The 26,348-nt window shown below is 43.4% G+C and carries 17 protein-coding genes; 5 read left to right on the forward strand and 12 right to left on the reverse strand.

Annotation, left to right across the window (positions count from 1 at the left end):
* Positions 1 to 1,236, reverse strand: coding sequence for an exonuclease subunit SbcD (sbcD, locus tag OCV50_RS07295; protein WP_261902613.1), 1,236 nt, complete (start codon positions 1,234 to 1,236; stop codon positions 1 to 3).
* Positions 1,237 to 1,477: 241 nt separating this feature from the next.
* Here sbcD and OCV50_RS07300 point away from each other — a divergent pair, with 241 nt between their 5' ends.
* Complete coding sequence (locus OCV50_RS07300) at positions 1,478 to 3,238, forward strand: polysaccharide lyase family 7 protein (RefSeq protein ID WP_261902614.1); 1,761 nt, start codon at positions 1,478 to 1,480, stop codon at positions 3,236 to 3,238.
* 204 nt (positions 3,239 to 3,442) lie between these two features.
* Here OCV50_RS07300 and OCV50_RS07305 read toward each other — a convergent pair whose 3' ends face one another.
* The 5 genes from OCV50_RS07305 to OCV50_RS07325 form a co-directional block, all read right to left on the reverse strand.
* Complete coding sequence (locus OCV50_RS07305) at positions 3,443 to 5,011, reverse strand: polysaccharide lyase family 7 protein (RefSeq protein WP_261902615.1); 1,569 nt, start codon at positions 5,009 to 5,011, stop codon at positions 3,443 to 3,445.
* Positions 5,012 to 5,396: 385 nt separating this feature from the next.
* Positions 5,397 to 7,256 (reverse strand): hypothetical protein, encoded by a 1,860-nt coding sequence (locus tag OCV50_RS07310; protein WP_261902616.1) that lies wholly within the window; start codon positions 7,254 to 7,256, stop codon positions 5,397 to 5,399.
* A 135-nt stretch (positions 7,257 to 7,391) separates the two neighbouring features.
* Positions 7,392 to 8,258, reverse strand: a complete 867-nt coding sequence (locus tag OCV50_RS07315) for an oligogalacturonate-specific porin KdgM family protein (protein ID WP_239840933.1) — start codon at positions 8,256 to 8,258, stop codon at positions 7,392 to 7,394.
* A gap of 699 nt (positions 8,259 to 8,957) precedes the next feature.
* Positions 8,958 to 9,278 (reverse strand): cupin domain-containing protein, encoded by a 321-nt coding sequence (locus OCV50_RS07320; protein ID WP_239840934.1) that lies wholly within the window; start codon positions 9,276 to 9,278, stop codon positions 8,958 to 8,960.
* A 194-nt stretch (positions 9,279 to 9,472) separates the two neighbouring features.
* Positions 9,473 to 10,252, reverse strand: coding sequence for an SDR family NAD(P)-dependent oxidoreductase (locus OCV50_RS07325; RefSeq protein ID WP_261902617.1), 780 nt, complete (start codon positions 10,250 to 10,252; stop codon positions 9,473 to 9,475).
* Between the two features lie 241 nt (positions 10,253 to 10,493).
* Here OCV50_RS07325 and OCV50_RS07330 point away from each other — a divergent pair, with 241 nt between their 5' ends.
* Both OCV50_RS07330 and OCV50_RS07335 read left to right on the forward strand, forming a co-directional pair.
* Positions 10,494 to 12,353, forward strand: coding sequence for a DUF294 nucleotidyltransferase-like domain-containing protein (locus tag OCV50_RS07330; RefSeq protein ID WP_261902618.1), 1,860 nt, complete (start codon positions 10,494 to 10,496; stop codon positions 12,351 to 12,353).
* 30 nt (positions 12,354 to 12,383) lie between these two features.
* Positions 12,384 to 13,064, forward strand: a complete 681-nt coding sequence (locus tag OCV50_RS07335) for a 3'-5' exonuclease (RefSeq protein WP_239840998.1) — start codon at positions 12,384 to 12,386, stop codon at positions 13,062 to 13,064.
* A gap of 232 nt (positions 13,065 to 13,296) precedes the next feature.
* Here OCV50_RS07335 and OCV50_RS07340 read toward each other — a convergent pair whose 3' ends face one another.
* Positions 13,297 to 15,081: a sodium:solute symporter family transporter gene (locus OCV50_RS07340; RefSeq protein WP_261902619.1), complete on the reverse strand. Its 1,785-nt coding sequence runs from the start codon at positions 15,079 to 15,081 to the stop codon at positions 13,297 to 13,299.
* Positions 15,082 to 16,024: 943 nt separating this feature from the next.
* On the opposite strand from OCV50_RS07340, the gene OCV50_RS07345 reads away from it, so the two are divergent.
* Positions 16,025 to 17,896, forward strand: a complete 1,872-nt coding sequence (locus OCV50_RS07345; RefSeq protein ID WP_315974642.1) for a methyl-accepting chemotaxis protein — start codon at positions 16,025 to 16,027, stop codon at positions 17,894 to 17,896.
* A gap of 113 nt (positions 17,897 to 18,009) precedes the next feature.
* Here OCV50_RS07345 and OCV50_RS07350 read toward each other — a convergent pair whose 3' ends face one another.
* The 3 genes from OCV50_RS07350 to OCV50_RS07360 form a co-directional block, all read right to left on the reverse strand.
* On the reverse strand, positions 18,010 to 20,736 hold the full coding sequence (locus OCV50_RS07350) for a glycoside hydrolase family 3 protein (RefSeq protein ID WP_390905070.1): 2,727 nt from the start codon (positions 20,734 to 20,736) through the stop codon (positions 18,010 to 18,012).
* A gap of 205 nt (positions 20,737 to 20,941) precedes the next feature.
* Positions 20,942 to 21,538 (reverse strand): LysE/ArgO family amino acid transporter, encoded by a 597-nt coding sequence (locus OCV50_RS07355; RefSeq protein ID WP_261902620.1) that lies wholly within the window; start codon positions 21,536 to 21,538, stop codon positions 20,942 to 20,944.
* Entirely contained in the window at positions 21,535 to 21,999 is a 465-nt protein-coding gene (locus OCV50_RS07360) for a GNAT family N-acetyltransferase (protein ID WP_261902621.1), read from the reverse strand. Before OCV50_RS07360 ends, OCV50_RS07355 begins: the two co-directional genes overlap by 4 nt.
* A gap of 296 nt (positions 22,000 to 22,295) precedes the next feature.
* On the opposite strand from OCV50_RS07360, the gene OCV50_RS07365 reads away from it, so the two are divergent.
* Positions 22,296 to 23,048, forward strand: coding sequence for a class I SAM-dependent DNA methyltransferase (locus tag OCV50_RS07365; protein ID WP_261902622.1), 753 nt, complete (start codon positions 22,296 to 22,298; stop codon positions 23,046 to 23,048).
* A gap of 98 nt (positions 23,049 to 23,146) precedes the next feature.
* On the opposite strand, the gene OCV50_RS07370 is transcribed toward OCV50_RS07365, so the two are convergent.
* Both OCV50_RS07370 and OCV50_RS07375 read right to left on the reverse strand, forming a co-directional pair.
* Positions 23,147 to 25,177, reverse strand: a complete 2,031-nt coding sequence (locus tag OCV50_RS07370) for a TonB-dependent receptor domain-containing protein (RefSeq protein WP_261902623.1) — start codon at positions 25,175 to 25,177, stop codon at positions 23,147 to 23,149.
* 191 nt (positions 25,178 to 25,368) lie between these two features.
* Complete coding sequence (locus OCV50_RS07375; RefSeq protein WP_239840943.1) at positions 25,369 to 26,289, reverse strand: LysR family transcriptional regulator; 921 nt, start codon at positions 26,287 to 26,289, stop codon at positions 25,369 to 25,371.
* Positions 26,290 to 26,348: the final 59 nt, after the last annotated feature.

Below are 26,348 nucleotides of genomic sequence, written 5' to 3' on the forward strand. Positions count from 1 at the left end.
TTATTCAGCCTCTCCGTCTGTCACTTCGGTCATCACTTGTTTAAATGTCACTGTCATACGTTCTAAGCGCGCTTTTTCAGTATCGCTTTCGAAGTCTTCAAGTGCGATACGCTTTTCAAACACTTCCATTGGGCTAAGTTCTGATAGCGTCTCTGCAGACTCTTGATTCAATGTCTGATTTCGCTTTTCTCGCGCTCTTCTTAATTGCAGAACTTCTACATTGAGATCTTGGGTCAATCGAGAGATACGCTCTTGAAGATCAGATAGGTAATCTTGCGCTTGTACTTCTATCGACAACCACACACTCTGGTCAGCGTCTAATCCAATATACTGATTGAGTTGAGTCTCAATGCTGCTTAGGTCACCTTTGATTTCAGCAAGAGGTTGAAATGTCGGCACGTTAAGCTGAGAAATTGTGCGTTTGCCTTGTTCAAATTCAACAATACATACCTGCTTTGTAGACTTAAGCTCATCAAAACTAAGAGGGATTGGCGAACCGCAATAGCGAATATGTTCTTGTTTAGCCACCACTTGTGGTCTGTGAATATGGCCAAGCGCAATATAGTCCGCTGGTGGAAAGCCATCCGCAGCAAAACCATCTAGATTACCAACGTAAATATCACGCACGGAATCAGACTGCTGCACGCCCATCGCAGTTAAGTGTCCCGTTGCAATAATAGGAATGTCAGTCGAATTCTCGTAGTTCTCTCGCTCAGCAACAGCAGCTTGATATACACTCGCATAGTGGTGCTTGATTGCATCACCTAGTTGTTTTTGACGATCCACACCAGAAACACCAGCTTGACTGGTCAGGACATCACGAGGGCGGATAAATGGAATCGCGCATACCAAGGCTTCAACGTGTCCCGACTTGCCTTTCAGCGGAAGCACTTGACTTGCATAATCTTCATTGGTGTTTGGGATTACGTCTGTACCCATGTATTTCAGTAGTTGTTGCGTCTCTTTTAATACTGAAACTGAATCGTGATTTCCGCCCAACATCACCAATTGGCAACTTAACTTGCTGCAATCCACCACAAATTTATTGTACATCTCACGTGCGTAGCTTGGCGGTGTACTGGTATCAAAGATGTCCCCCGCTACGATGATGGCGTCAACACTTTGTTCGTCAACTTGTTGAAGCAACCAATCTAAAAACTGTTGGTGTTCGTTTTTACGACTCTTGTTATAGAAATTTTGGCCAAGATGCCAATCTGACGTGTGAAGGATTTTCATGGTGTCTCGCTACGGGGATCGAATGTTCTTAATCTATCAAAATCGCTCCGGCATATCTCTTTAATAAGCTTATGAAAAAGCAACTATTCATCGATATCTGACTGTTCGACCGCAATTTAACCAAAGTACGCTATGGAAGAAGAAAATAGACTCACATTGAGTCACAAAACCAAAACAGCTCATTTGAGTTAAAATAATACAAATGTAATTATTGGTTTTTTCCATAATAAGAATAATCAGTATGATCAAATTAAAACCAATCACAGCAGCCGTTATAACTGTGCTCTTAGCAGGTTGTGGTGGTAGCTCTTCCTCCTCATCTCCTAGCGAGCCCAATCAACCAACCGATCCAACAGACCCAATCAGTAAAACTGTTGCGCCCTATAGCATTGGTAAATACCAAGCCATACTCGACAACTCTGATCTACAGGTATCGGATCCGAATGGCAGTGAAGGCAACAAAACCTCTGAAGTCAAAGGTGGCGCATTTGAGGGGTATCAAAGTGAGTACTTCTATGCCGAGGAGGAAACTGAGCACCTTGTATTCAAGATGTCGAACTACAAGATGCGTTCTGAAGTTCGAGAGCTAGAGAACTTTGATGTCAGCGAAACTGGCGTTAAACGCACTTTCTACGCAGAAGTTAAGCTACCTGACATCGACCTCGCAATGGCTAACTCACCTGCAGACCATGATGAAGTCACGTTTTTGCAGATCCACAATAAAGGTACTAGCTCTGATGGAACAGGTTACATCCCTCACCCGCTGGTTCGTATTGTTTGGGAGCAAGAGCGAAACGGCCTAACAGGACACTATTGGGCGGTTCTCAAAAATAATGCGTTAGACTGCAGTTCAAATTCAAATGCCGCAGGATGTAATGACTCTTATGACCGATATGATTTAGGTGCAGCGAACCTAGATGACTTTACCCGTTTTGAAATATCTATATTTGAAAACACGCTGTCCATCGAAGTCAACGACGAGTCCAAAGCGCAAATAGATATATCCTACTGGTCACATCTTTTGAGCTATTTTAAAGCCGGTATCTATAACCAATTCGAAAATGGAGAAGGTGAAGCCAAGTTTAGTCAACTCACCTACGAAAAGGAGAATACTGATACTTCGGCGAAGTGGAACATAGATGATTGGAAGATCACCATTCCACCTAGCAAAGATGATTGGTATGGCAGTGGCGGAACCAGTGCTGCAGAGCTTGAACCCGAGCGGTGTAATTCAAGTAAAGATGTATTGTCGAACGACAGTAATGTTTATGACAACGACTTAGGATTGTCCTACTTCAATGTCATTGACGGTGAGATGCACCTTCGAGCTGACATGGGTTACGGCACTTCAACCACAAATTCTAGCTATATTCGCTCAGAGCTAAGAGAACTTTACATTAGCACTGAATCCCCAGATTGCAGTACCAGCGATGAGGATACCAGTTGGTACCTTAATGACGCGCGTACTAATGCGAAGAGTCACACGTTAGAAGCTCAACTTAGAATCGATGAATATCCGAATATTGATTTTAGTGAACAGCGCCCTAAGGTCGTGCTAGGTCAAATCCATGGTTGGAAGATCAGCCAAGCGCTAGTTAAATTACTTTGGGAAGGCGACGATAAACCAGTACGAGTGATTCTTAACGATAGCTTTGAACGCAATAATCAAGACTGTGATTCCTGCGAACCATTCAGCGTAACCTTAGGCCAATACTCAGCGAATGAAGATTGGCGCTACATTATTCGAGCAACGCAGGATGGATTGTTTCTAGCAACCACGGACGTTAATGGCAGTAACCTTGTTTCTCACCAAATTGACTGGGGAGCGAACTACACAGACATGAATGGAGACACCGTCACATTAAGCAGTGACTGGGCAAGCGATGACATCGCCTTTTACTTTAAAGCCGGTATCTACCCTCAATTCAAACCTGATGATAAATACCGTGGCGAGATCTTTGATGTCAGCTTCAGTGAAATTTTGACAGAACACGAGGAGTAACTTCCCCTTTTCCATGAGTAAAAAGCCCATTAAGCCTACCACTAGATAACCACAAACCAAGCCATAGACTCTTTATAGAGTTCTGTGGCTTTTTTGTATGTAATCGAAAAGTTCGTACGCCATTGATAAATCTATACGCACACGAAAAAGCCAGCAGCGAATGCTACTGGCTTAAGTATCTTACTTAGGGAATTTAAAGGTTAATTAACCTTGGAACTCACCGTACGTTGCGTCTAGTTTGTAGAACGTCGCTTGTACGTAATCATCTGGCTCACCGTACATGTTTTGGTTGTAAACACCCGCTTTGAAGTACATGTAACGACCACCTTCATCGTAACCACTGTCGCTCATATCAACTACTTGAACGGCGTCTTCTTTGCCTTCACGTGTTAGGGTTACTGTCATGATGTTGCCTTTAACATCGATCTCGTAGCTGAACATCTCGCCTAGTGCGATACCGTCTTCGCCGATTTCACCCGTCATGTCACCAACTAGGTTATAGTAGTCTTCTGTGCCCGTCTTGGTTTTTTCGTGAGCAAAGTAAACAGTACCCGTTGCTTGATCTGGAAGCTTACGGTAGTAAAGACGGATTGGCTCGTCATCTTTGTCGTGAATTTGACCAATGATGAAACGACCGACTTCATGAGATTGACCCGTTGTTGTTGCGTGATCAATCTTCAATGTTGCTTTTAGTGTGCCATCAACACCACCAGCCGCTTGTTGATCTTCAATCGGAGCAGAACTGAATACCCAGTTATTCGGGTTCACACCTTTAGTTTTGTGAGACTTCTCACCCGCACGCAACATTGAACGGAATTCAGTACGAGCGTATTTGGTATTCTTAGACGTACGTGAGCCTTTCACGTAAGTTTTAAATACCATGCCGCCATCTTCTGCTGTGTAGAAAATATCTTCATTCTGGAAGCCATGAGCTAGATCCCACTCATCGATGTCATCTGCACGACCATCACCATCATGATCATAAGGTGTTGTCAGTTTCCAACGAGTTAGGTCGAAATTCTCACCCGGTGCATTAGTGGCTAGTAGAGTTGCAGGCAGCGTTGGTGTTGGCATAGGTTGTGAAAGGTCACACTCAACCGTTGTTTCGCATGGGCGTACTAGTGGCGCACCGAAATCCCCTTTACGGTTTTTCTTCAGAAGCTCTTTCTGTGCTTTCTGCTCAGCTTTCATTTGCGCGATCATATCTGCTTCTGCAGCTACAACAGCATCAGTAATTAGGTGAGTTGAAGGACATGCGTTGATACCACAGTTCACAGCCGCAAGCTCAGTTACTGAGTTCCATTGGTTCTTAGTATTACCGTAACCTACGTAACGTACATAACGCGCTTTTACAGCAGGCTCAAATTGAAAACGCTCCAAGCCCAGTGCGCGGCCAGAACTCTTCTGATCTTTAAGTACAGTCACCCAGTTCTCGCCATCTTCACTCATTTGAATGTCAAACGAAGTCACACGCTCGTTACCTTTACTAAACGACGCTTGAACTGCATCAAACTCGTGAACTGAACCGTAATCCAACGTTGCATGTTCACCATTACCGTTTGCAGCCCAACGCGTCATAATGTTGCCATCAATAAGTTGACTAGGTGTATTACCGTCGTGGCTACTCGCTGTAACCGCTACAGGCGTTAGAAGCGGCTCACCAGTTTCTTTGTTGTTTGGAAACTGCTCTACTACAGGTGCTGAAGTACTCGCACAACCAACGGCTAGAACAATCGAAGAAGCAAGCAAGCTTTTTAGATAGATACTTTTCATTAGACCTTTCACCTTTAATGCTTAAGTTTGAATTATTTGTATTATAAGACGAGGACAAGATACCCTATTGATATGAAACTCAAGCACTAGGCTACGTTCCATGTACCGTATTAGCTATGTCCTTCACGCTAATGACACAAGTATAAACATAATAAAGTAATACAAATACCCCTAAAAAGTCATAAATGAGATCGGGCTCTTATACATCAACATCGAATCATAAATAAATGAGATCAGAGTCTTGTTGAGGCAAATTTGCAGGCCAAATCTTCTTGTTTTGTGTTCTGTTTTTGCTTTCAAGATAGGCTTAAGTGACGTTGAATTGGTCGGTAAAAACCAAAAAAAGAGGCCTAAATGGCCTCTTTAAAACTAAATGATTTATGATTTAGAATAATTCAGAATCTAAGTCGTCGAAGTAGCTGTAAGTACCGCTAGAGCCATTATCCCCCACATAAAGGGCGAATAATGTTGGCGCAGATTCAGAAGCATTTTCAGCAACCAAAGGATAAGTGACATCACCATCTTGGTATGATGTGTAATCCTGACCGTCAAGTGTGATTGTCACGTCATAACCAGAGCTGTCTGAATTTGGCTCCCATGCTACCGTTACATCTACCCAGGTATCTTGCGAGTAGCTTGCTAGGTCCTTCTGGCTACCACTCTCGTTTCTGAATTTAACCGCTGAGCTACCAAATACCAGCTCCGTGAATCGGCTGCTTGATGACCCCGAGTTCGAATCGCCTAAGTAGAGGTATGTTGATTTAACATAGCCATCTGCAGGAACATAAACTTTAGTAGAAACCGAACCTGACTCCGCACCTTCCTTAAAAGTACGCGACACTACTGGCTTACCTAGTCCTGAATTGTCATGCAACAGTAGTGAATTATCACCTGAGCTAGCTTGTTCCGTGCTCACTTCAGCTACAATCGTTGTTTCGTCATCGCCGTCTTTGTCGCCTTTGATTGCATAAACACTGTTCGCAGCATCAATACGAGCACCCGCAGTGTAGCTATCAAAATCATCCGTTACCTCACCCGGCTCTGGCTCAGGATCGGTTGGGTCAGTAGGTGCGTCACCTTCAGTAACAACGGTCGCTTCAGCACTATTGTTATTGTAAGGATCTGAACCACCTAACGTTGCGCCATTTGCATAGCTGTCAAAGTTATCCTCAAATACAACTTGGTCGTCTGATTCGTCGTTTGAGTACACCATGAAGTTATCAGCAATCAGCTCATAGTGAGTGGTATTTGATGTATCACCCAACTTCAATGAAATAACGGTTACTGCTGATTTATCGAATGATTCAAAACCATTACCACTGTTGTCATAAACTGTATCATTCACAGTAAATGTGTAGTAACCATTTGCCCAACTCACTTCAACAGCAAGGTCTTCACCTAATTCATAAGTACCCACTGGCTCTTCAGAGATTTGTGGTTTACCGCCACTAGTCACTGTAGAGCGATAGAAAATCTCACCAGCATTGAAGATCACTTCGCCATGTAGGTTCGTGTTTGAAGTGCCTGCACCATATAGAGAAATGTACGCGTTATTGCCGCTATCGTTTGCTTCTTCGTTAGTGTCAGAATCGACTTGGTAGATAAGGTCTACTGAAAGTTTACCTGATGAAATGCTAGAAACTGTTGCAGATTCAGACAGTTTTAGGCGTAGTTCACCTACGTCATTTTTTGTGCCGCCAAAGTTCGTATCTAGGATTTGAACGACATTGTTGATTCCGCTGTCTTCATTTGCTTCAACAACGGCGTCTTTTACTGACTCTGTATCCGTTTCGTCAGAACCTGATAGGTCTACCCCTTTGTCTTCATCAACAAATGTCATTGACGCAGGTGTATCACCTGATGCTTCTGTCAGCGTGAATTCACCTGACACCTCCATTGATGTGCCACTATCGTAGAGCATGAATGAAATGGTGCCAGCATCTTCGTCGTAATCATTTGATGATGCTGATGCGTCCTTGATGACGTAAGTACCAGGTGTCGCGTCATCATCGTAGTACTTGTGATTGCCATCTTCACTAAATACATAAACGTTAGGAAGATCTGCGCTGCTTGTTGAAAAGCTAGTCGCTGACGGCGCAGTGCCTAACTGCCAATAACCGCTGGTAATTTTTAATTCCGGAGCTGGAGCAACTGGATCTGTCGGTACAGGTAAACCATCACTATTACAGCCAAAAAGCAAACCTGTGGAAACTGCGACAGCCATTGCGACTTTAGAAATCTGCATAATAAACTCTCTTGTTCGTTATAACTTTTATTTATTTTTAGACAAAAGGTTTTTCTCATCCGTATTGAGGATATGACAGAAAAACATAGCCCCACTCGACGCGGAGCTAATCAAAAACTATTGCCTCTTTACGTATTAGAATGAGTAAGCAATACCCACACGGTACTTCGCTTCACGGTCGCTTGAACGAGAGCTAATGTCTGATGACCATAGTTCGCCAAATGGTTTCCATGAACCAAACTTGTAGCTCACCTTGATACCCGCATCCCATTCCCAATCATTGTTGTCGTAAAGAAGTACGTTATCTAAAGACTTCACATAGTTAGCTTCGTAAGACAGACCCAACTTAGGTAGAGATTCAACCTTGTATGAACCCGTTAGTGTGATTTTAGATTTCTGTGCAGATTCTAGTTTCTCACCAGTTTCATTGTCCGTATCACCAAAACGTGTGTGGTTACGGAAATCTGAGTACTCGTGACGGTAGCGAATAGCGGTGGTTAGGCCCATGTCCGCTTTGTAGCCAACACGGAATTGAGGTTTGAAAGTGACCTTTTTCATTTTCCAGTCACCATCATTGTAGTTTGGCTCATCCCAATCCCACGCGATTGGCATACCCATTTGTAGATACCAATTGCTGTTTACTTTGTAAGTCGCAGTGTTATCTAACTCCATGTTGTAGATATACCAGTTACCGTTGTAGAAACTTTTACTGTTGGCATTCTTAACACTGCCAGAGTCAGCATCGTAGTAAGAATCATCGGTATGGAATTTGATTTCTAAGCTTGACGAGTGCTTCCACTTATCATCAAGCTTAAAGCTGTCACCCAATTTCACACGATGTTGGTGGCGAGCGTCGACGTGGCGCGTTTCACTTGTTCCATCTTTTTCATAGGTGTAATCGGTAGCAGCGCGATATTCGTAACGGTAATCAATTGACGCGGCCGATGCCATGCCGGCAAATAATGTTGTAACCACTGCAATAGCCACTTTAGAATTTTTCATATTCCCTTCTCTTCTTTTGTTACGCAATTGGATTAAGTCTTATTGTTAGACAAATAAGGCAAAGCTTCAAATAGTGCATACCGATAGAATGAGCTCTCTCACAATAACCACGATGATTAAGTCGAAACTAAAACATAAGTCACAGAAGCGACGCTAATATTGCGCCCAACATAAACATTTATTCATACAAATAAATAAACATCATTGAGAAAAAACAGAAGAAAAAGGGACGAAAAGCGCCAATTTACAAGAGATGAAGACAAAATAAATAAAGATAAACAGAATCTAAACAACATCAAACTGAGACATTAAAGCATACAAATATAAGCATTTAGAATGAATAATCCGGAAGACATAAGTCCAAACTGAATCAAGTACTCTAAATGAAATGTCCCCACTCAATTCGTATACAAGCTAAAAATGAGAACATAAGATATGACATATGTGGAATATCAATCTTGTCAATTACGTCTCCAAATTTTTTTGGAGGAAGTTGGATCACATAAAGTTTATCGGAGCTGAGTATGAGGAATAGTAGGAAGAAAACTTAAGTCAGCCGAAACTTCGTACCCAGAAAGACACAATGAACGGCTAACTATGTATATTCGTTTAAGTGACTACTTGAGGTGACGTTTCGTTAGCCTAAACATCATCGCGCTGGAGAATTGGGGAGTTAGATTTTTTGCTATTTTCAATATGTCAGTAATTTGGGTTTACCAAGTCCAGCAACACACTGTCATGCTCTAGGGATTTTGCACCGTTCTCAAGGTGTTGTTGCGACATGAAAGCATCACCTGCTCTAAGGGTTTGTTTTATACCATTCACTTCTACTTCAAAGCTTCCTTTTACAACATAGCCAATCTGCTCTTGAATGGTGTGATTGTGAATAGCGCCCACCGCCCCCTTTTCAAAGCAAACATGGATAGCCATCAGGTCTTTAGACAGTGATACAACTTTACGTTTGAGTCCTTCGCCAATATGTTCCCATGGGTGCTCATCGGCTTCATAGAATAGGTTCATAGTAACTTCCTTGTTGGATTTGCTTTAGTGCGGACTTTAGATGATTGACACATCTTATCATACAAATAACACAAATTAATGTGACTACAATCACTTCTTTTATTGATTTAACCAATTTTCTCAAACGTATAGGATCAAAAAAGCCAGCATAATGCTGACTCTTCTGAGATTTTTTACATTAGAAAGATAAATACCTATGGTGCCATTTGACCTCCGTTTACATCGAGTATCTGACCTGTGATATAACCAGCACAAGCGTGAGATGCGAAAAACGCAAAACTTGGTGCGACTTCTTCGATCCGCCCAAAACGCCCCATCGGAATTGTTCCCGCAATCGTTGATTTTAGGTCATCAGATTTGCCATCGTGGAATGCGGTATCAATTGTGCCAGGCGCTACAATGTTGAAGCGTATGCGGTCTTTGGTGAACTCCTTGACCCAGTTGCGATGAATATCATGTAACCATGCTTTAGACGCGGCGTATATTCCTGCGCCTACACCGCCTCCTTCACGAGCGGCAATAGAGCCGGTACTGATTACACATGCCGTCTCACCAGACTCTAAGGCTGATGCACGAAGATAAGGGATAGAATACTTAGTCATCATTAAGGCTGAGCGCGCATTCAGATCCATTACTCGGTCAAAGAACGCATCGTCAATGTCTTCAAGGTTTTCACGTCCCCCTAGCCCACCAGCATTGTTAATAAGCACGTCCAAGCCACCAAAACGCTCGGTAAATGCAGTAACCAATGCTTCACAGCCTGCTGATTCAACCAAATTGGCTTGAAAAAACTCCGCTTCACCACCCGTTTCACGCAATTCATCAAGTATGGTTTCAATCTCTGGTGACTTCGGGCTTCGTCCATTTAAACCCACCTTTGCACCACATTGTGCAAAAAACCTAGCGGTCGCAAGTCCCATTCCAGATGTAGAGCCCGTAATCAGAACGCGCTTGCCTTTTAGATCATTAAACATCAACAGCCACCTTTGTACTTCGAAGTATCCTTAATTAATTAAATCATACAATACCACTTTAAATCTCACAATCTACAAAGCTGATAACGAGAGCTACAACTCATATTTTCGTGAAGCGGGATTACACTCGCTCCTTTTCAAACATAGTGTTATAGAAAGATTCTCTTGACTAATTATTCTAGTTTTAGAATGTTAGAAATCACGATATAATCATACAAATATATCTCAATGAGCAATAACCATGTCTGATACCCTTTTACCTAACATACTGCAGTTTATTGATAAAATTGATCCCTTTGACAAAGTGCCAAAAGAGGCACTAAGAGAGCTCGCCTCTCATATTCAGATAAGCTATGTCGGTAAAGGGGAAGTAATAGACCTATGTGCCAATCGAGGTGAAAAGTCCCTCTACATTGTCCGTACAGGTTCATTGGAACAACGTAAATCAGACGGCGTGCTTAGAGCGAAACTAGGTCCTGAAGATTTATTTGGCTTCACCTTCCTTGGTCAGCAGCAAGAAAGCAGTGAAATATACCGAGCTATTGCGATTGAGAATTCGCTAATCTACTTGGTTCCTCATTCGGCACTCAAAGTACTATTTACTAAACACCCAGAATCGGCTGAACATTTCGCATCGCAAGCACAAGTGCGTCTCAAGTCAGCATTAGATGTCGTTTGGTCAAACAAAGAAAAAGGTTTGTTCATTCGACGTGTTGGAGATGTTGCTAGCGGTCGTGTGGCTGTTGTCACCGCTAACCAGCCGATTAAAGACGTCGCCAAAGAGATGTTAATTCAACGCTCACCTTGCGCAGTGGTCTATGAAGCAGGTGAAATTGTTGGGCTTATCACCGATCGCGATATGACCAAACGAGTTATCGCGAAAGATGTCAGCACCTGTCGCCCTATTTCTGAAGTCATGACACTGTCACCTTTGACCATCTCTCCGGATGATCTCGTTCTGCAGGCTGCATCGATGATGATGCAGTTCAATATTCGCAACTTACCTGTAGTACAAGATAACAAAGTGGTTGGCTTGCTGACCACCACTCACTTGGTTCAAAACCACCGTGTTCAAGCGATTTTCCTAATCGAGAAGATCAAATACGCAGGCAGTGTCTCGTCACTCGCGAAATTTACTCCTGAGCGACAGGCAATTTTTGAAGCTCTTGTCGAAGGGAAAGTGAGCCCAGAAGTGGTCGGCAAAGTGATGACCATGATTATGGATGCTTATACTCGCCGATTGATTCAAATTGCTATCGATAAACTTGGTCCTCCACCCTGCGATTTCTCATGGATTGTGGCTGGCTCTCACGCTCGAAATGAAGTTCATATGCTGTCAGATCAAGATAGCGCGATTGTGCTTTCCGATGATGCAACCGAAAACGACAAGATTTACTTTAAGCACCTCGCTATGATCGTGACAAAAGGTTTGGAAAGCTGTCACTACCCGTTGTGTCCAGGTAAGTATATGGCCGCAACACCAAAATGGTGCCAACCACTTTCAGTATGGAAACAGTACTATAAAAAGTGGGTTGACAATCCAGAGTATGAGCGTTTACTCAATATCAGTGTCTTCTTAGAAATTCGCTCAGTTTACGGCAACAGTGATTTCGAAAAGATTCTGCGTGATGAGCTACACCAAAACATTCAAAGTAATCGAAGTTTCTTAACGATGTTGGTCAATGATGCAGTAACAACCAACCCGCCTCTAGGTATCTTCAACAGCCTTGTTCTTGAAAAGAGCGGTGAAAATAAGCAGACGCTCAACATTAAGAAATACGCAATCAACCTGATCATCGACCTCGCTCGTATCTACGGTTTGGCTGTTTCTTGTGACCTCTCTGCGACTGACGAACGCTTCAGAACCGCATTTGAAAAAGGATCTCTGAGCGAAGATTCGTATAAGAACATCATCAACGCCTATCGCTTCATTCTGTCATTTCGCTTCAGCCATCAGCTTGAAGCACTTAAGCACGGCGGGGAACCAAACAACCATATTAATCCCAACAGTTTTGGTAGTTTTGAACGTAAGCACTTAAAAGATGCATTTAGAATCATTGCTGAGTTACAAGACGCAGCAAAAGTGAAGTTTGGAGGGTAAGTCTTGGTTTTTAAACGCTTTCATCCTCTGATGCGTCTAAATAAACGACGCGAACAATTTCTTGAACGCGACAACGTGGCGCAAGAGCTTATCAACCTTATACTTGAGCCATATTGCACGCTTGCCACCACATCTCAGCAGGTCGATTACATTGTACTTGACCTGGAGACAACAGGGCTAAGTGTCGAGCAAGACTTAATTTTATCTATGGGCTGGGTTGAGGTCATCGATCAAAAGATCGACCTAAGATCGGCGTCGCATCTCTACATCAATGACCAATCATCAGTGGTACCTGAAACGGCGGTGATCAATCACATCACACCGCAAATGCTTGAAAAAGGCGTCTCGCTGCAGAGTGCGATGTCGACCTTCTTTGAAGCTGCGGCTGGTAAAGTGGTCATTGCTCATGCGTGTAGCGTTGAAAAGGTATTCATCGACAACTACGTCGACAGCCAATTTCAAATCGCAGATCTCCCTATCATTTGGTTAGACACATTGGTCATCGAAAAAAACATGGCTAAGGCACGAAATGCTCACGACCTTGATTTTTCACTCTCTTCAACTCGTGAACGCTACGGCCTACCGGAATACAATAACCACAATGCATTAATAGATGCTGTCTCGACTGCGGAACTGTTCTTGGCCCAAACTAAGCGCCTTTCGCCTTCTGCACCAATTACCATTGGTAAGCTTTACCACTTAAGTCATTAATTAAACAATACTTATCGGTCGCGTTTGTACTGCCTTACTTGCACCTTCTAATAAAAAGCAATGCTTATAGAAAAGCCCCTTAGTTAATAAACCAAGGGGCTTTTTCATACGTCTACATACTGTGTTTCATCTACTCTACTGAGAATGAGTTTAACGCTCCAATACAGTAATACGTCAGATACAAAAAAGCGGCTGAACAATCAGCCGCTTTTCCTTTAATCAAACTCAGCCATTATGACGTTTGCTCTGTCACAGACTTGTTCTCTTCGACGCTGCCGTCTACCGCTTTAACGAGTAGTAGACCAACACCACCTACAATCGAACCACACAGGATGAACACCATACGTCCCCACATTGGGTTAGGTAGAAGAGCCATTAGCATGACACCAACACCTGCTACTGCGATGAGTTTACCCAACATTTGACGTTGCTTGTTATCCAGTTTCTTCTGTGCTGTAGATTCAGACACTAGAGGAGTTTCTAAGTTATTAAAGAACTTGTCGACATCAGCTTGACGCTCTTCACGCAGTGGTTTGTAGAACAGCGTAGACGCGACGAAGAAACCACCTGTTAATGTGATGTGGCCGATTAGACCAATCGCAACCTTAACATCAGACCATTCACGCTTAGTTAGCTCTTCTAGACCAAATGCTGCTGACACCATTTCTGCGTTGATAACAAAACCAACAATGTAAGATACGATACCACCAACAATTAGCGTACCCCAACCTGCCCAGTCTGGAGTCTTCTTAATGAAGAAGCCAAGGAATGCTGGGATTGTCATTGGGAAGCCGATTAAAGCACCCACATACATCATCGTATCGAACAAGCTCAGACCTTTCAGGGAGTTAATGAACTGTGCGATTAGGATGATTGCGATACCAAATACAGTAGAAGTAATCTTAGATACTGTTACTAGCTCTTTCTCAGAAGCTTGGCCTTTACGAACAACTGGTTCGTAGAAGTTTTTAACGAAGATACCTGAGTTACGGTTTAGACCAGAGTCCATTGAAGACATTGTTGCCGCAAACATTGCCGCGACAAGGAGACCCACCATACCAGCAGGCATGTACTCTTGAACAAAGTATAGGTAAGCGAAGTCGCCCGCTTTAGAACCTGCATCAGGGTATGCTGCAGATAGGTCTACACCTTGACCAGCAATGAACCAAGAAGGCATGAACCAAATGAATACACCACCAAGCATCAGCACACATGCAAGAAGTGCTGCTTTTTTAGCATTCTTAGAGTCTTTTGCCGCTAGGTAACGGTACGAGTTAAGCATGTTGTTAGTAATTGAGAATTGCTTAACAAAGATGAAGAATGCCCAAATGCTGAAGATGCTTAGGTAGTTAAGGTTGTTACCCGCTACGAAAGAACCTGTGTCGCCTACTGGGAAGTTATTGACGATTTCACCAACACCACCGCCTTGAACAACAGCGACAACCGCACAAGTGACAGTTACTGCCATGATGATAACCATCTGCATGAAGTCAGACGCGATTACCGCCCATGAACCACCTGTTACTGACATGGCCAGTACAACCAGACCTGTGATCCAGATCGTCATGGTCATGTCGAATCCGAAGATACCAGAAGCAATGATGGCTAGTGCGTTCAACCAAACACCTGCTGATACAACAGAGTTAGGCATTGAAGACCAAGTGAATACTTGCTCATTCGCCGCACCAAAGCGCATACGAATAGCTTCAATTACTGTAACAACGCGAAGTTGGCGGAACTTTGGAGCAAAATATGCAAAGTTCATGAAGTAGCCAAATGCGTTTGCTAAGAAGATGACGGCTACTGCGAAACCATCGTTATATGCCTTACCCGCTGCACCGGTAAAAGTCCAAGCAGAGAATTGCGTCATAAATGCAGTAGCACCTACCATCCACCAGAGCATGTTACCGCCCCCACGGAAGTAATCACTGGTGGTACTAGTAAACGTTCTGAACATCCATCCTATCGCGATAAGAAATAAGAAATAGATGCCTACAATAGCTGTATTGAGTTCCATTCTAATAGACCTTTTGTTTTTCTATAATTAGTTTCGACCTGTACATCATAGCTATAAACCCACCATATTGTACTACAATAAGTCAAAAGTGTGATTAATGGCAGATTAATATTATTTTTGTGAATTGGTCGATCCTAACGATTTTTTAGTGTCATTTGAGGCGTTCAACCCTTTTAGAGAAAGGGATTAGGCCATTTTTTCGTTCATCTGTAGGGTCTTTACGATTCCATTGTTATTACTACAGATAAAACCAGAGCCTTGTCATACATATAAAAGAGCCCACGTTCGAGAACGAAACGTGGGCTAAACGGATAATCCGCCTGAACAAAAGCAGAAAGAAGGATAGACAGAAAGCCGAACGATACCCCCACGGAATTCTACGTTCACCTTGTAATTACTGACATTTCCTTAAATCAAAGCTCTTTCGAGCCATCTGCTGTGTCCAGAAAATATGGGAACATAACTCATTTGTAACCTCTAGAATCCAGCAAAATGCCAATTCAAAAGTAACAAAAACTAAGGAGCCTAATAACAACATATAAGGCCTCCAGACCCCTTAATCAGCATTATTGTATTACTAATATGAATAAATGGTTAGTTCCCAAGTCCAAAATAGAGAGCTAAGTCAATAAAATCCGATTTACTTATTGATCAAATGTATTGCTACTTGTGGCATAAAGTTCAGTAGTTGGGAGCGATATCTCGACATTTTGTAAATTCTAGTTAAGTCACATACTTGACTATTATTTCAATTTACAGATGAATTTTGCTCACAGATTGCATAAGCTAAAAATAATACAATAACATAACCAATTGGTTAATTATGCTGTACCGTTTCAGCACAACAGAACCAATATCTCAACTCACTGGTCTATTCGCGTGAACTAATATGAAAAGTATAAAAACGTTATTTCCACTAGGTTTTAAAGGCAAACTTATCCTCATGGTCACCGCAGTGACCACGATTTCACTACTCGCTTCCAACTGGTTTTCATTTGACCTCGCAAAACAACAAGTCGAAGAAAGAATCTACGAAGAGATCGACCGCTCTCTTTCGGTAGAAATTAATCAAATCGAACAAGATGTTGAGCGCACTATTGCTGCCGTCAACGCAACTGCTGCCGAGATGAGAGCTGCCAACTTTGACATACCAAATCAGGCGTTGATGCACTATGCGGCCAAGTTAGGTGGTATCGATAAGATGGTGGTTGGGTTTGATGACGGCCGTTCTTTTACCTCTCGCCCTTCTGAGTCTTTCCCAAATGGAGTCGGTATTCCTGAGAAATACAACCCGACTACGCGACCTTGGTACAAACAAGCCAAAACACGCTCTGGTCTATCATTAAGTGACCTGTTTTTCACCAAAAGTACTCAAACACCGATGGTTGGCGTGATGTACTCGTTCAAAGATAGTGTATTGATGGCGGATTTAAGGTTTGATGATCTTGAAGATAAGCTCTTAGAATTAGAAAAGATCTACCAAGCACGCGGCCTTATCGTTGACAACGACGGTATGGTGATCGCATCGACTATCGAAAGTATCTTGCCCCAAAGCACCCTTGGCTCGCTGCCACAGTCAACTCAGATCGCCGTCGCCACCAGCAAACCAGAACAGTTCATTCGCGGTACTATTGATCAAAGAGAGATGATGTTGATGGCAAAAGTGGTCAACATTGGTGACTCTACGCAGTGGCATATGATTTCGGTTATCGACCCTAAAATTGCAATGAAAACACTCGACAGTGTTGTCTTTAACGCTCAACTCTTAATTGTTGGCGCTGTGTTGGGTTCAATTGTTGTAATGACGCTTCTACTCAACATGCTGTACCACCCTATCATTTCGCTACGCAACATTGTCCACGATCTGTCACAAGGCAACGGTGACCTCACCCAACGTCTAGAAGAAAAGACCAATGATGACCTAGGTAAAATTGCTCGTGACATCAATATCTTCATCACTGGCTTGCAAGCGATGATCACCGATATCAAACAGAAGAATGTAGTACTTGAAGGCAAAGTCGGCAGTATCGAAGGTTGCTGCCAAGAGACCAATAGCGTATTGCAAGTTCACACCAATGAAACCAGCCAAGTGGTCACTGCCATTGATAGTCTTTCTCACGCTTCCGTTGAAGTGGAAAAGAACTCTCAATCGGCCGCAGAAGCAGCCCACAATGCGGCAACATTTAGCGATGAGACCAAACAGATTAATGTACTAACAGAGTCCTACATCAACGCACTCGAAGAACAAGTCGATAGCACGTCAAACGACATCATTGCGATGGCAAATGAATCGCAGAGTATTCAATCTATCGTTACTGTAATTGGCGGGATCGCAGAGCAAACCAACCTGCTGGCGCTTAATGCATCTATTGAGGCTGCACGCGCAGGAGAACATGGTCGTGGCTTCGCAGTAGTAGCAGATGAAGTACGAGCCTTGGCGAATCGCACTCAAGAGAGTACTTCTGAAATCGAAAAAGCACTGTCTAACCTTCAAGGTCAGTCTGAAGGCTTAGTTACGTCGATTGAACAAACCAAGTCGAACTGTGAGAAAACACGTAATCAAGTCGTTCAGGCCGTGGATATGCTGTCTAAGCTGAGTGAAAAAATGGAAATCGTGCGTCGTTTTAATAGTGATATCTCAAGCGCGTCTGCCGAGCAGAATGCAGTGACACAAAGCATCACTAAGAGCGTTCATGAGATCGATCAAATCGTTCTCGAGCTCAATAAATTGAGTGTTAACCAAGTAAACGAGTCTGTTGAAATTAAACAGCTCAACCATAGCGTCAGTACCTTAATGAGTCGTTTCAAGGTTTAATGTTGACGTAATTCTCAGACACATACCCAGAAATAATAAGCCGCTCTGTATTGAGCGGCTTTGTTATTTCTGGCACTTAGTTTTGATACGTATACAGCGATACGTTTTCCTCGTTATTTAATCTTATCAAACAGAAGACATGACAAGGTCAACGCGCTTTGATCATCCGTTTGTAGGCGCTCTGGCACATAACGTACCTCACCGATATCAAAATCGAATGGTTCATCTGTGTAGAGTAAAAATGGTGTATTCAAGTCTGAAAAATCAACGCCATTCTCAGCTAAGCAACTCAGCGGGACTTTAACCGTTAACCATGGTTCATCTCGGTTCAATAAGGCTTTAGATAGTTCTTTTCCTATCGAGGCAATAGCGCCGCATGGATATACACAATGACTCGCGAGCTTTAGAGATTGAGGAACCGAACCAAAGACTACGATATCAAACTCCAAATCAGATCCTGCGAATAAGTAATCCGTGAGATCTACGCCCTTCTTATCGGGTGTTTGCAAATAAAACTGCATAGGTAGTGACTGCCCTAGGCTGACAGACAGTGCATCTTGTTGGTGTTTGTAGTTAATTGGCGTGGTATGCGCGGTACCTATCTCCGTCACTTTAGATCGAGAGATAAATGTTCCTTTCCACTGCGTTACTTGACCACTGACTTTGGGAACAAATTGGTCACTGGCGAGTCGTCCAAAAATCTCAAAACTGTGTGTTGCTTTAGTCGTTTGAATATCTGTACCGCAGCCAATCTTTTTCGTCTCTATATCAATCTCATCGAGTTGATTGGCCTTTTGATAATTCAAACCATAACCATATTCAAATAACGGAGGGCTATCTTGAGGAGAGCGCTCGTTTTCTGGAACGGCATAATCGGGTATGCGAGATTCTAGGCGGCTCACATTACTTACGCACTTGTCACTTGGCCAACTAAAAGACAATCGTCCAGTGAAATCTTTCCCATTCACACCAAACAACACGTCGGTGATGCCGATTGCTTCGGTTCCTGGAAGCCAACCCGCGACAAAGGCATCAGACAAATTCAGTTCCGGCGTTATGTATAACGGTCTACCAGAGAAAAACAGAGTAACCACTTCAAAGCCTTGTCGCTTTAATTGTTCCAGCAAACGTAAATCCCGCTTGTAACTGGCTTTAAGTTCTGAGTAAGCGATGCTTTGGTGCTGCTTAATATCACCAAACATCTCCGCGTATGGATCTTCTCCCATAACCACTATCGCGATCGCATCCATCGGAGCGGTCGCAGGGTCGGTAAATACTCTTTTCTCCCCGACGTGTTCTATGAAAGCCTCTAATACCGTCTCTCCGTATAAGTAATCTGTACGTCGATTCTCATTTCCTTGCCAGGTTAACGTCCAACCACCAGTCTGCTTCTGCATATCATTTGAAGCGCTCCCGACCACAAGGTAAGTCTGATTGTTTGAGTTAAGCGGTAAGACTTGATTGTTGTTTTTGAGCAACACTAACGATTCGCTGACCGCTTGCCTTGCTACCATACGATGCTTCTCTGCGCCGAGTAGAGATTCATCCCCCGCATAGAGTCGATAAGAAGGCCTCGGTTTAAACCATAACCCCGCTCTCATTTTTACTCGCAGTATTCGAGTCACCGCATCATCGATTCGAGACATTGGGATTTCACCACTGCGCACCTGCTTTATGACATTGCGATAAAAGCCTTTCCAATCTTTATTGTCGGTTACCATAAACAGATCATTGCCCGCCAGAACAGCTTGTGGGCAGTTAGCATTAGTGCACCCTTTTACTTCCCCGTGCCCATTCCAGTCTGTTACCACGATGCCATCAAATCCTAGCTTTTCTTTAAGTATATCCGTGACAAGATAACGACTACCATGCAGTTTACCGCTGTGATTTTCGTCATCGCCAGAGTCGTCGTATCCATCAATTTCTTGCCAAGAATTAAACGACGTCATGACGACTTGTGCGCCGGCCTCAATGGCAGAAAAATAACCAAGCGCATGAATATTACGTAACTGATCTTCAGTAGAGTTATTCACTCCTCGGTCTACACCATGGTGGGTTCCACCATCACCGAGCCAGTGCTTTACGGTAGCAATGACCTTTGATTCGGTTTGCAGCTGTTGCTGGTTACCTTGTAGCCCTTCCACAATGGCGGGCGCGTATTGGTATGTGATGTCTGGAGACTCTGAATAACCCTCATAGACTCGTCCCCAACGATAATCTCTTGGCACCGCCACTGTAGGTGCAAAGGTTAAATCGATGCCTGTCGCTGCGACTTCTATAGCAGTCACTTCACCAATCTGACGAAGCAAGTCAGGGTTATTGGCTGCTCCAAGTCCAATATTGTGGGGAAACAGAGTAGCCCCATACACATTGTTGTGGCCATGAACGGCATCTGTCGCCCACATAAATGGAATTCGGAATCCTCGACCAGCATAGGCCTCATCCAGTGCTAACCAGTAACTGTCTGCTTGTTTCGCCCACTCTTGTGCGGTTGCGTATTTATCTTCATTCGGCCAACCACCACCGCCATTAAGCACGGAACCGATTTTGTATTGCTTCGCTTCTGAGGGTGTCACTTGTCGATATTCAGGCATGATCATCTGCCCGACTTTCTCACCGAGCGTCATCCGACTTAAGATTTCTGCAATACGAGCTTCGATCTGAGGATCTTTTTTTATCGCACTCTCTAAAGATGGCCACTCAGAGTAATAAGGGACTGTTGAGACCTTTGCTTCGCTTACTACACTTACCTCAACTGGAAGAGCGGCAATAGCGCAAGGCATCAATACTAAGCCTGCAGCAACACCTCCTAACAAAGCCATATAATTTTGTATTATCACTTTGTAATTCCTAGCTAACTGACGATATTCAATAGCTTAAGTGTAGGACAAAAAACAGAATCATAGACACCTAGAGGCATATTGATCTTTGTAAAACAACCAACGTCTAAAGAGCCAGATAAACACGACGTAACTTGGGGAAACAAAAAGCCCACCAATCATAAGATTCAGTGGGCTTAAGTCGTTTTGTTCAAACTGGTAGTGATTAAAGTACGAGGCTAATCGCGATCGTTGCCATCATAATCCCGACTAAAAATTCTAATATTTTCCATGACCTAGGACGACTGAATAGTGGCGAAAAAAAGCGTGCCCCGAACCCCAAAGAGAAAAAGAACACAAATGATGCCGTAATCGCGCCAATGGCGAACTGCATCTGATTGGGTTGATACTGGGTTGAAATCGATCCAAGCAACACAACCGTGTCTAAATACACATGGGGATTTAACCAAGTAAACGCCAGACACACCGATACCACTTTAAACAAAGAGCCTTTACTTTGAACATGGGTTTCCAATACATGATTCTCTGTCAAGGCAGAACGAAAGCTCAATAGAGAATACACAGCCAAAAACAGCGCCCCCCCAAATCGAGCGATCTGTTCAATTTGTGGAAACTTCTCAACAATAGCGCCAAACCCAGCCACACCAAAGCTTATCAAGAGTGCGTCCGACACCGCACAAACTAAACAGACAATGAATACATGCTGATTTTTCAAACCTTGTTTTAATACGAAGGCGTTTTGAGAACCAATCGCTAAGATCAGCGACAGACCAAGAGAGAAGCCAGATAAATACGTGGTCATATTGTCTGAATATCTATGGTCATAAACTGGCTGTGAGGATCAAGCTTGTAGTCTGCAAAAGGCTCACAATAGCGAAATCCAAATTTCTCATAGAGGTTTCGAGCGGGTTTAAAGTACTCTTCCGAGCCAGTCTCTAGACTGAGGGTTTGATATTGACGTGAAGAAGAGACCTCGAGCACGTGTTGCAACAGTTTACTGGCGACACCGCCCTGCCTTGCATGGCGAGACGTTCGCATCGATTTAAGCTCGGCGTGTTGAGGCTCAAGTTCCTTAATAGCAACACACCCAAGCAGAACATCGGCCTTCCAGGCACTGAAAAACGTAATGTCTGACGCCTTTAGTGCGCCAACATCCAGCGCATGAACACTTTCGGCTGGAGAGGTAGCGTACATATCTGCCAAGTGCTCTTCGAGGAGCGCTATCACATCACCACCCGACAAATCATCCTTTCTAATTTCCATTGAATCCATTCCTTTGCTTTGTGCTTTTCCAATTATTGTTTCGATTAATAACTAGAACGAACCACTGAGCATAACTGAACACTTATTTATAATTCAAGACCCGGGATAAGCCTTTCATAGCAGAGACTTACCCGCTAAAAAATCCCACTACTTGCCCATAAGCTGAACCTATGGCTATCAAACTGACACAGAAAAATTGTTGGTCGTAACGATAAATCCTTTTTGTTTCTCTTTCTAAAATGCGTCCCTTACGATGCGCCACTTCCTCAATGTTAAGCAAATCACTACAGGTCAATATGCGTACTAATGCCCTCTATACCGATCTTTCTGGTTACTACGATTTAATGTGTCTCGATATCGACTATAAGTCGCAAAGTAATTGCGTACGTCGATTACACCAGATCTTCGGCAATACGGGTCGTACTCACCTCGACCTAGCTTGTGGGACTGGTCCGCACGTTCGTCACTTCATCGATTACGGCTATACCAGCAGTGGGCTCGATTTGAATCAACCTATGCTCGATATCGCTATGACACGCTGTCCTGAAGCTCAGTTTTCGCAACAAAACATGAGCTACTTTAAAGTCGATGAGCCTGTTGATTTGATCACTTGCTTCCTTTATTCGATTCATTACAACGACGGTATCGAGAATCTCAAAGCTTGTATTGAGAGTGTTCATGCGGCATTGAAGCCAGATGGCATCTTCTGCTTTAATGTTGTCGATAAAGCCAAGATTAATAACAACCTGTTTGTGCGTCATACTAGCAACTTAGAACAAGATGCATTTACCTTCCGTTCAGGTTGGTTCTATTCGGGTAGCGGCGATCGACAAGCGCTCAAACTAAGTATCGAAAAAACAACAGGTAGTGAGACGCAAATTTGGAACGATGAACATCCCATGGTTGCATTTACGTTTGCAGAAATCGTTCAATTATTAGAACCGTATTTCGATGTTCACTTGTTCGAACACGACTATGAAAAACTGACGCCTTGGGATCAAAATTCAGGGAACGCGATCATCACATGTGTGAAAAAAGCGAGCCACTAACGTCAAAGTTGTTTTCATAAAGAACAAAACAAAAAAACGCAGGTCCTCAAGACCTGCGTTTCTGTTTTAATACGGCGGTAGTTCTTAGAAATTGGATCTTAAAAGTCCGCAGTCATCCCGACGTAGTAAGTGCGCGGCTCCTCAACATACCCTAAGTACTCTAGTTCTTGAGAAACGGCTTCATCCGTTAAGTTAGTGATACCCGCTCGAATACGAACAGAATCATTCACATTGTATACCGTGCCGATATTCAGTGTTGTGTAGGCATCTTGTGTTAAATCCGTTTCAATCTGGCGTTCACCACGGTATCTCGCACTCACAAACGCCATTAGATCGTAAGTAGGACTCCAGTTCAATTTCACCAAGCCAGAATGCTTATAACGCTCCAGCAACTGTTCACCGGTGGACTTATCTTCCGTATCTAAATACGTATAGTTACCCGACACATCCCATTGTTCTGAGATCTGGAAACCACCCGCTAGTTCAACACCTTGGATGATTGCTTCAGATACATTTTGATAAGTCTTAGCACCAAGGTTACCCGTTGGGTTGCCATTTGAATCTTCACACTGACGTGCACTTTCGTTCCAATCACCACCATCTGGACAATAGCCTTCGGTACGTTCGATCAGGTCATTGATCTCGTTGCGGAATAAGGCCGCTTCAACGTTCCAACGTGGCTGAGTATAAACTGTAGCTAGCTCGTAGTTTAGGCTGGTCTCTGGTTTTAGGTCTTCATTACCGACCAACACACAGCCGCCTTTACAGCTCGATACTTGGTAGTCTGACTGGTTCTGAGTAAGTGTAGGCGCTTTAAAAGCTTTGCCCACACCACCTTTGATAATCAGATCATCAGTCGTTTGATGAACCATGTAAACTCGTGGGCTAAACTCTTCACCGTAAAGCTCATGTTTATCTAAACGGCCACCAATCGTAGCAGTTAATTGCTCGGTCATTTCCCATTGGTCTTGTACAAACAACGCACCTTGATACGCCTCAGAAGCACCGCTCACTAAGTTCTCTTTGTTGGTAAGCTTACTCAGTTGGTAATCCATACCAAAAGTCAGTGTGTGACTATCACCTAGATAAGTCGTTGCTGATGCCTCTACAATCTGAGTCAGCTCTTCGATGTCGCTGCTAAAATTGTTTCCTAGGTCAGCTGCATCATTGTCAGTTACATTTTCACGAGAATAGCGAACTTGAGTATCACCCCAACCCCAGAATCCACTATGCGTAATGGCTTGGCTATGTCTGACAACGCGCGTGTCAGATTCAATGACAGAACTTGAACTCTCAGCAGCAGATTCACGCTCATCATCGCTATAACCTAAATCAATATCAATGGTCTGGTTGTCGGTTGCATACCAGGTTAGATTCGCTAACAAGCTTAGTGTGTCACGACCTTCCAGCGCGGTAATATCTTCTCTGTCGTAACCCGAGCTATGAGTTCCAGAATAAGGCTGCCACGCATCACGACTGGTTTGGTTTACAGAAAAGCGAGCAAACAACTCATCTTCAATTAATGCGCCTGATGTAGTTAGGCCGACAGAATGCTCTTGGCCACCGTTACCATCCATCGGCGATGAAGTGTCCATGCTCAATGTTGAGCTCCAATCATTCTCCGGTGCTTTAGTGATGATATTGATCGTACCGCCCATGCCGTCTGAACCATACAGTGCCGACATAGGGCCACGGATAATTTCTACACGCTCAATTGATTCTGTTGGGATCGTTGATAAGTCAAAGTCATTACCACGAATGATCGCACTCGCAGAACTCAAGCGACGACCGTTTACCATGATCAAGGTGTAATCCGAATCCATACCACGAATCGAGATCATCTGACGCCCTGCTCGTGTGCTATCGAAGTCGGATTCCACGCTGGTTGAATCCGCTACGATGTCGGCTAGCGTGATACCTGGATTGTTCTCAATGTCCTCTGCCGTTATCACAGACATAGAAGCAGGTGCTTGATTTAGTAACGTTTCTGTTCGCGTTGCGGTTACAACCATTTGCTCGTCTGTCTCTGCTGACTCGTTGTTAGCAAAAGAGACGGTTGGAACCGATGAACAAATAAAAGCGACTGCGATAGCTAAAGGCTTAGCAGAAAAAAGGGAACGATCTGTCATAGTATGATGTCTTTATTTACAAATGATAATGGTTTGCATTAGACATTCGGTTACTATTTTCATCAACGAAAGTTTCATCCCCTATCGTAATTCTGACTATTTATTTTTCAAATACAGATCCTCTTCCATATCCATATATTGATTAATACATACGTTTACATTAGTGGTAACTATCGTAGATGTGATGGCATTTAACCGTATAACTCTTTGAAAATACGTCGAATCCACTGGCACATCGGATCATTATGAAAACGCTTATGCCAATATAGATAAACATCTTCTGATGGATGGCGCAGAGCTTTTGGCACTCTTTTACAAACCAAGTCTCGCTGTTTTGCAGCTTGCTGAGCGAAAGGCGTTGGTAAATGGAAAATGATATCGGTCGTTTCTGCAATATCAGGAGCCACATTGAAATTAGAGAGTTGAACAGGAATTGATAACTTACGCTGCTTATCGATTAACCCAAGATCTTTAAATCGACTTTCGATAGAGAGTTTTTTATCACCTTGAAGTGAAATCTGACCTAACTGACTATTCAGGAGGTCATCAACCGTGATCTCTTTATCCGCTAGCGGGTGATCTTTACTCATCAACAAACGATAATCGCGACTGGTGACAAAGGTACGATACAAGTTCTGATCTGAACTAGACGGTTCATGGGTAGAAAGAACAAAGTGTGCATCTCCTGAAACCAAGCTCTCAAAGTGGCGCTTAGGAATAGAATCAATATCCACAATCATGTTCGGTGCTTGACGGCGGATTTCCGCCATCACTTTAGGCATCAGGTGTGAAATTTGTGGAACTAGACCAAAGAATCGAACCGTTGCATCACTACTCTGGGGCTCAAAAACGTCCCCTGCTACAAGCTTTTCCAAGCGACCCAACACTGATGTGAGATCTTGTTTAATCGACTCAGCTTTCGGTGTCAGCTCATAACCATAAGTTCCGCGAACCAACAGCTCATCATTGAAGACTGTGCGAAGCTTTTGTAGCGAACGACTGATCGTTGGCTGACTCATGTCGAGTGCCAATGCGGTGTTCGATACATGCTTCTCTTCTAACAAGTGCTTGAGGATGACTAATAAGTTAAGGTCGACTTGAGCCAGATTCATAAAGTAGATACTTAAGTATGGAAAATTCAGATAGAGAATAGTGCAGTGTGGCCGAAATT

Origin of the sequence: Vibrio fortis (assembly GCF_024347475.1) — a bacterium.
Taxonomy (GTDB): domain Bacteria; phylum Pseudomonadota; class Gammaproteobacteria; order Enterobacterales; family Vibrionaceae; genus Vibrio; species Vibrio fortis.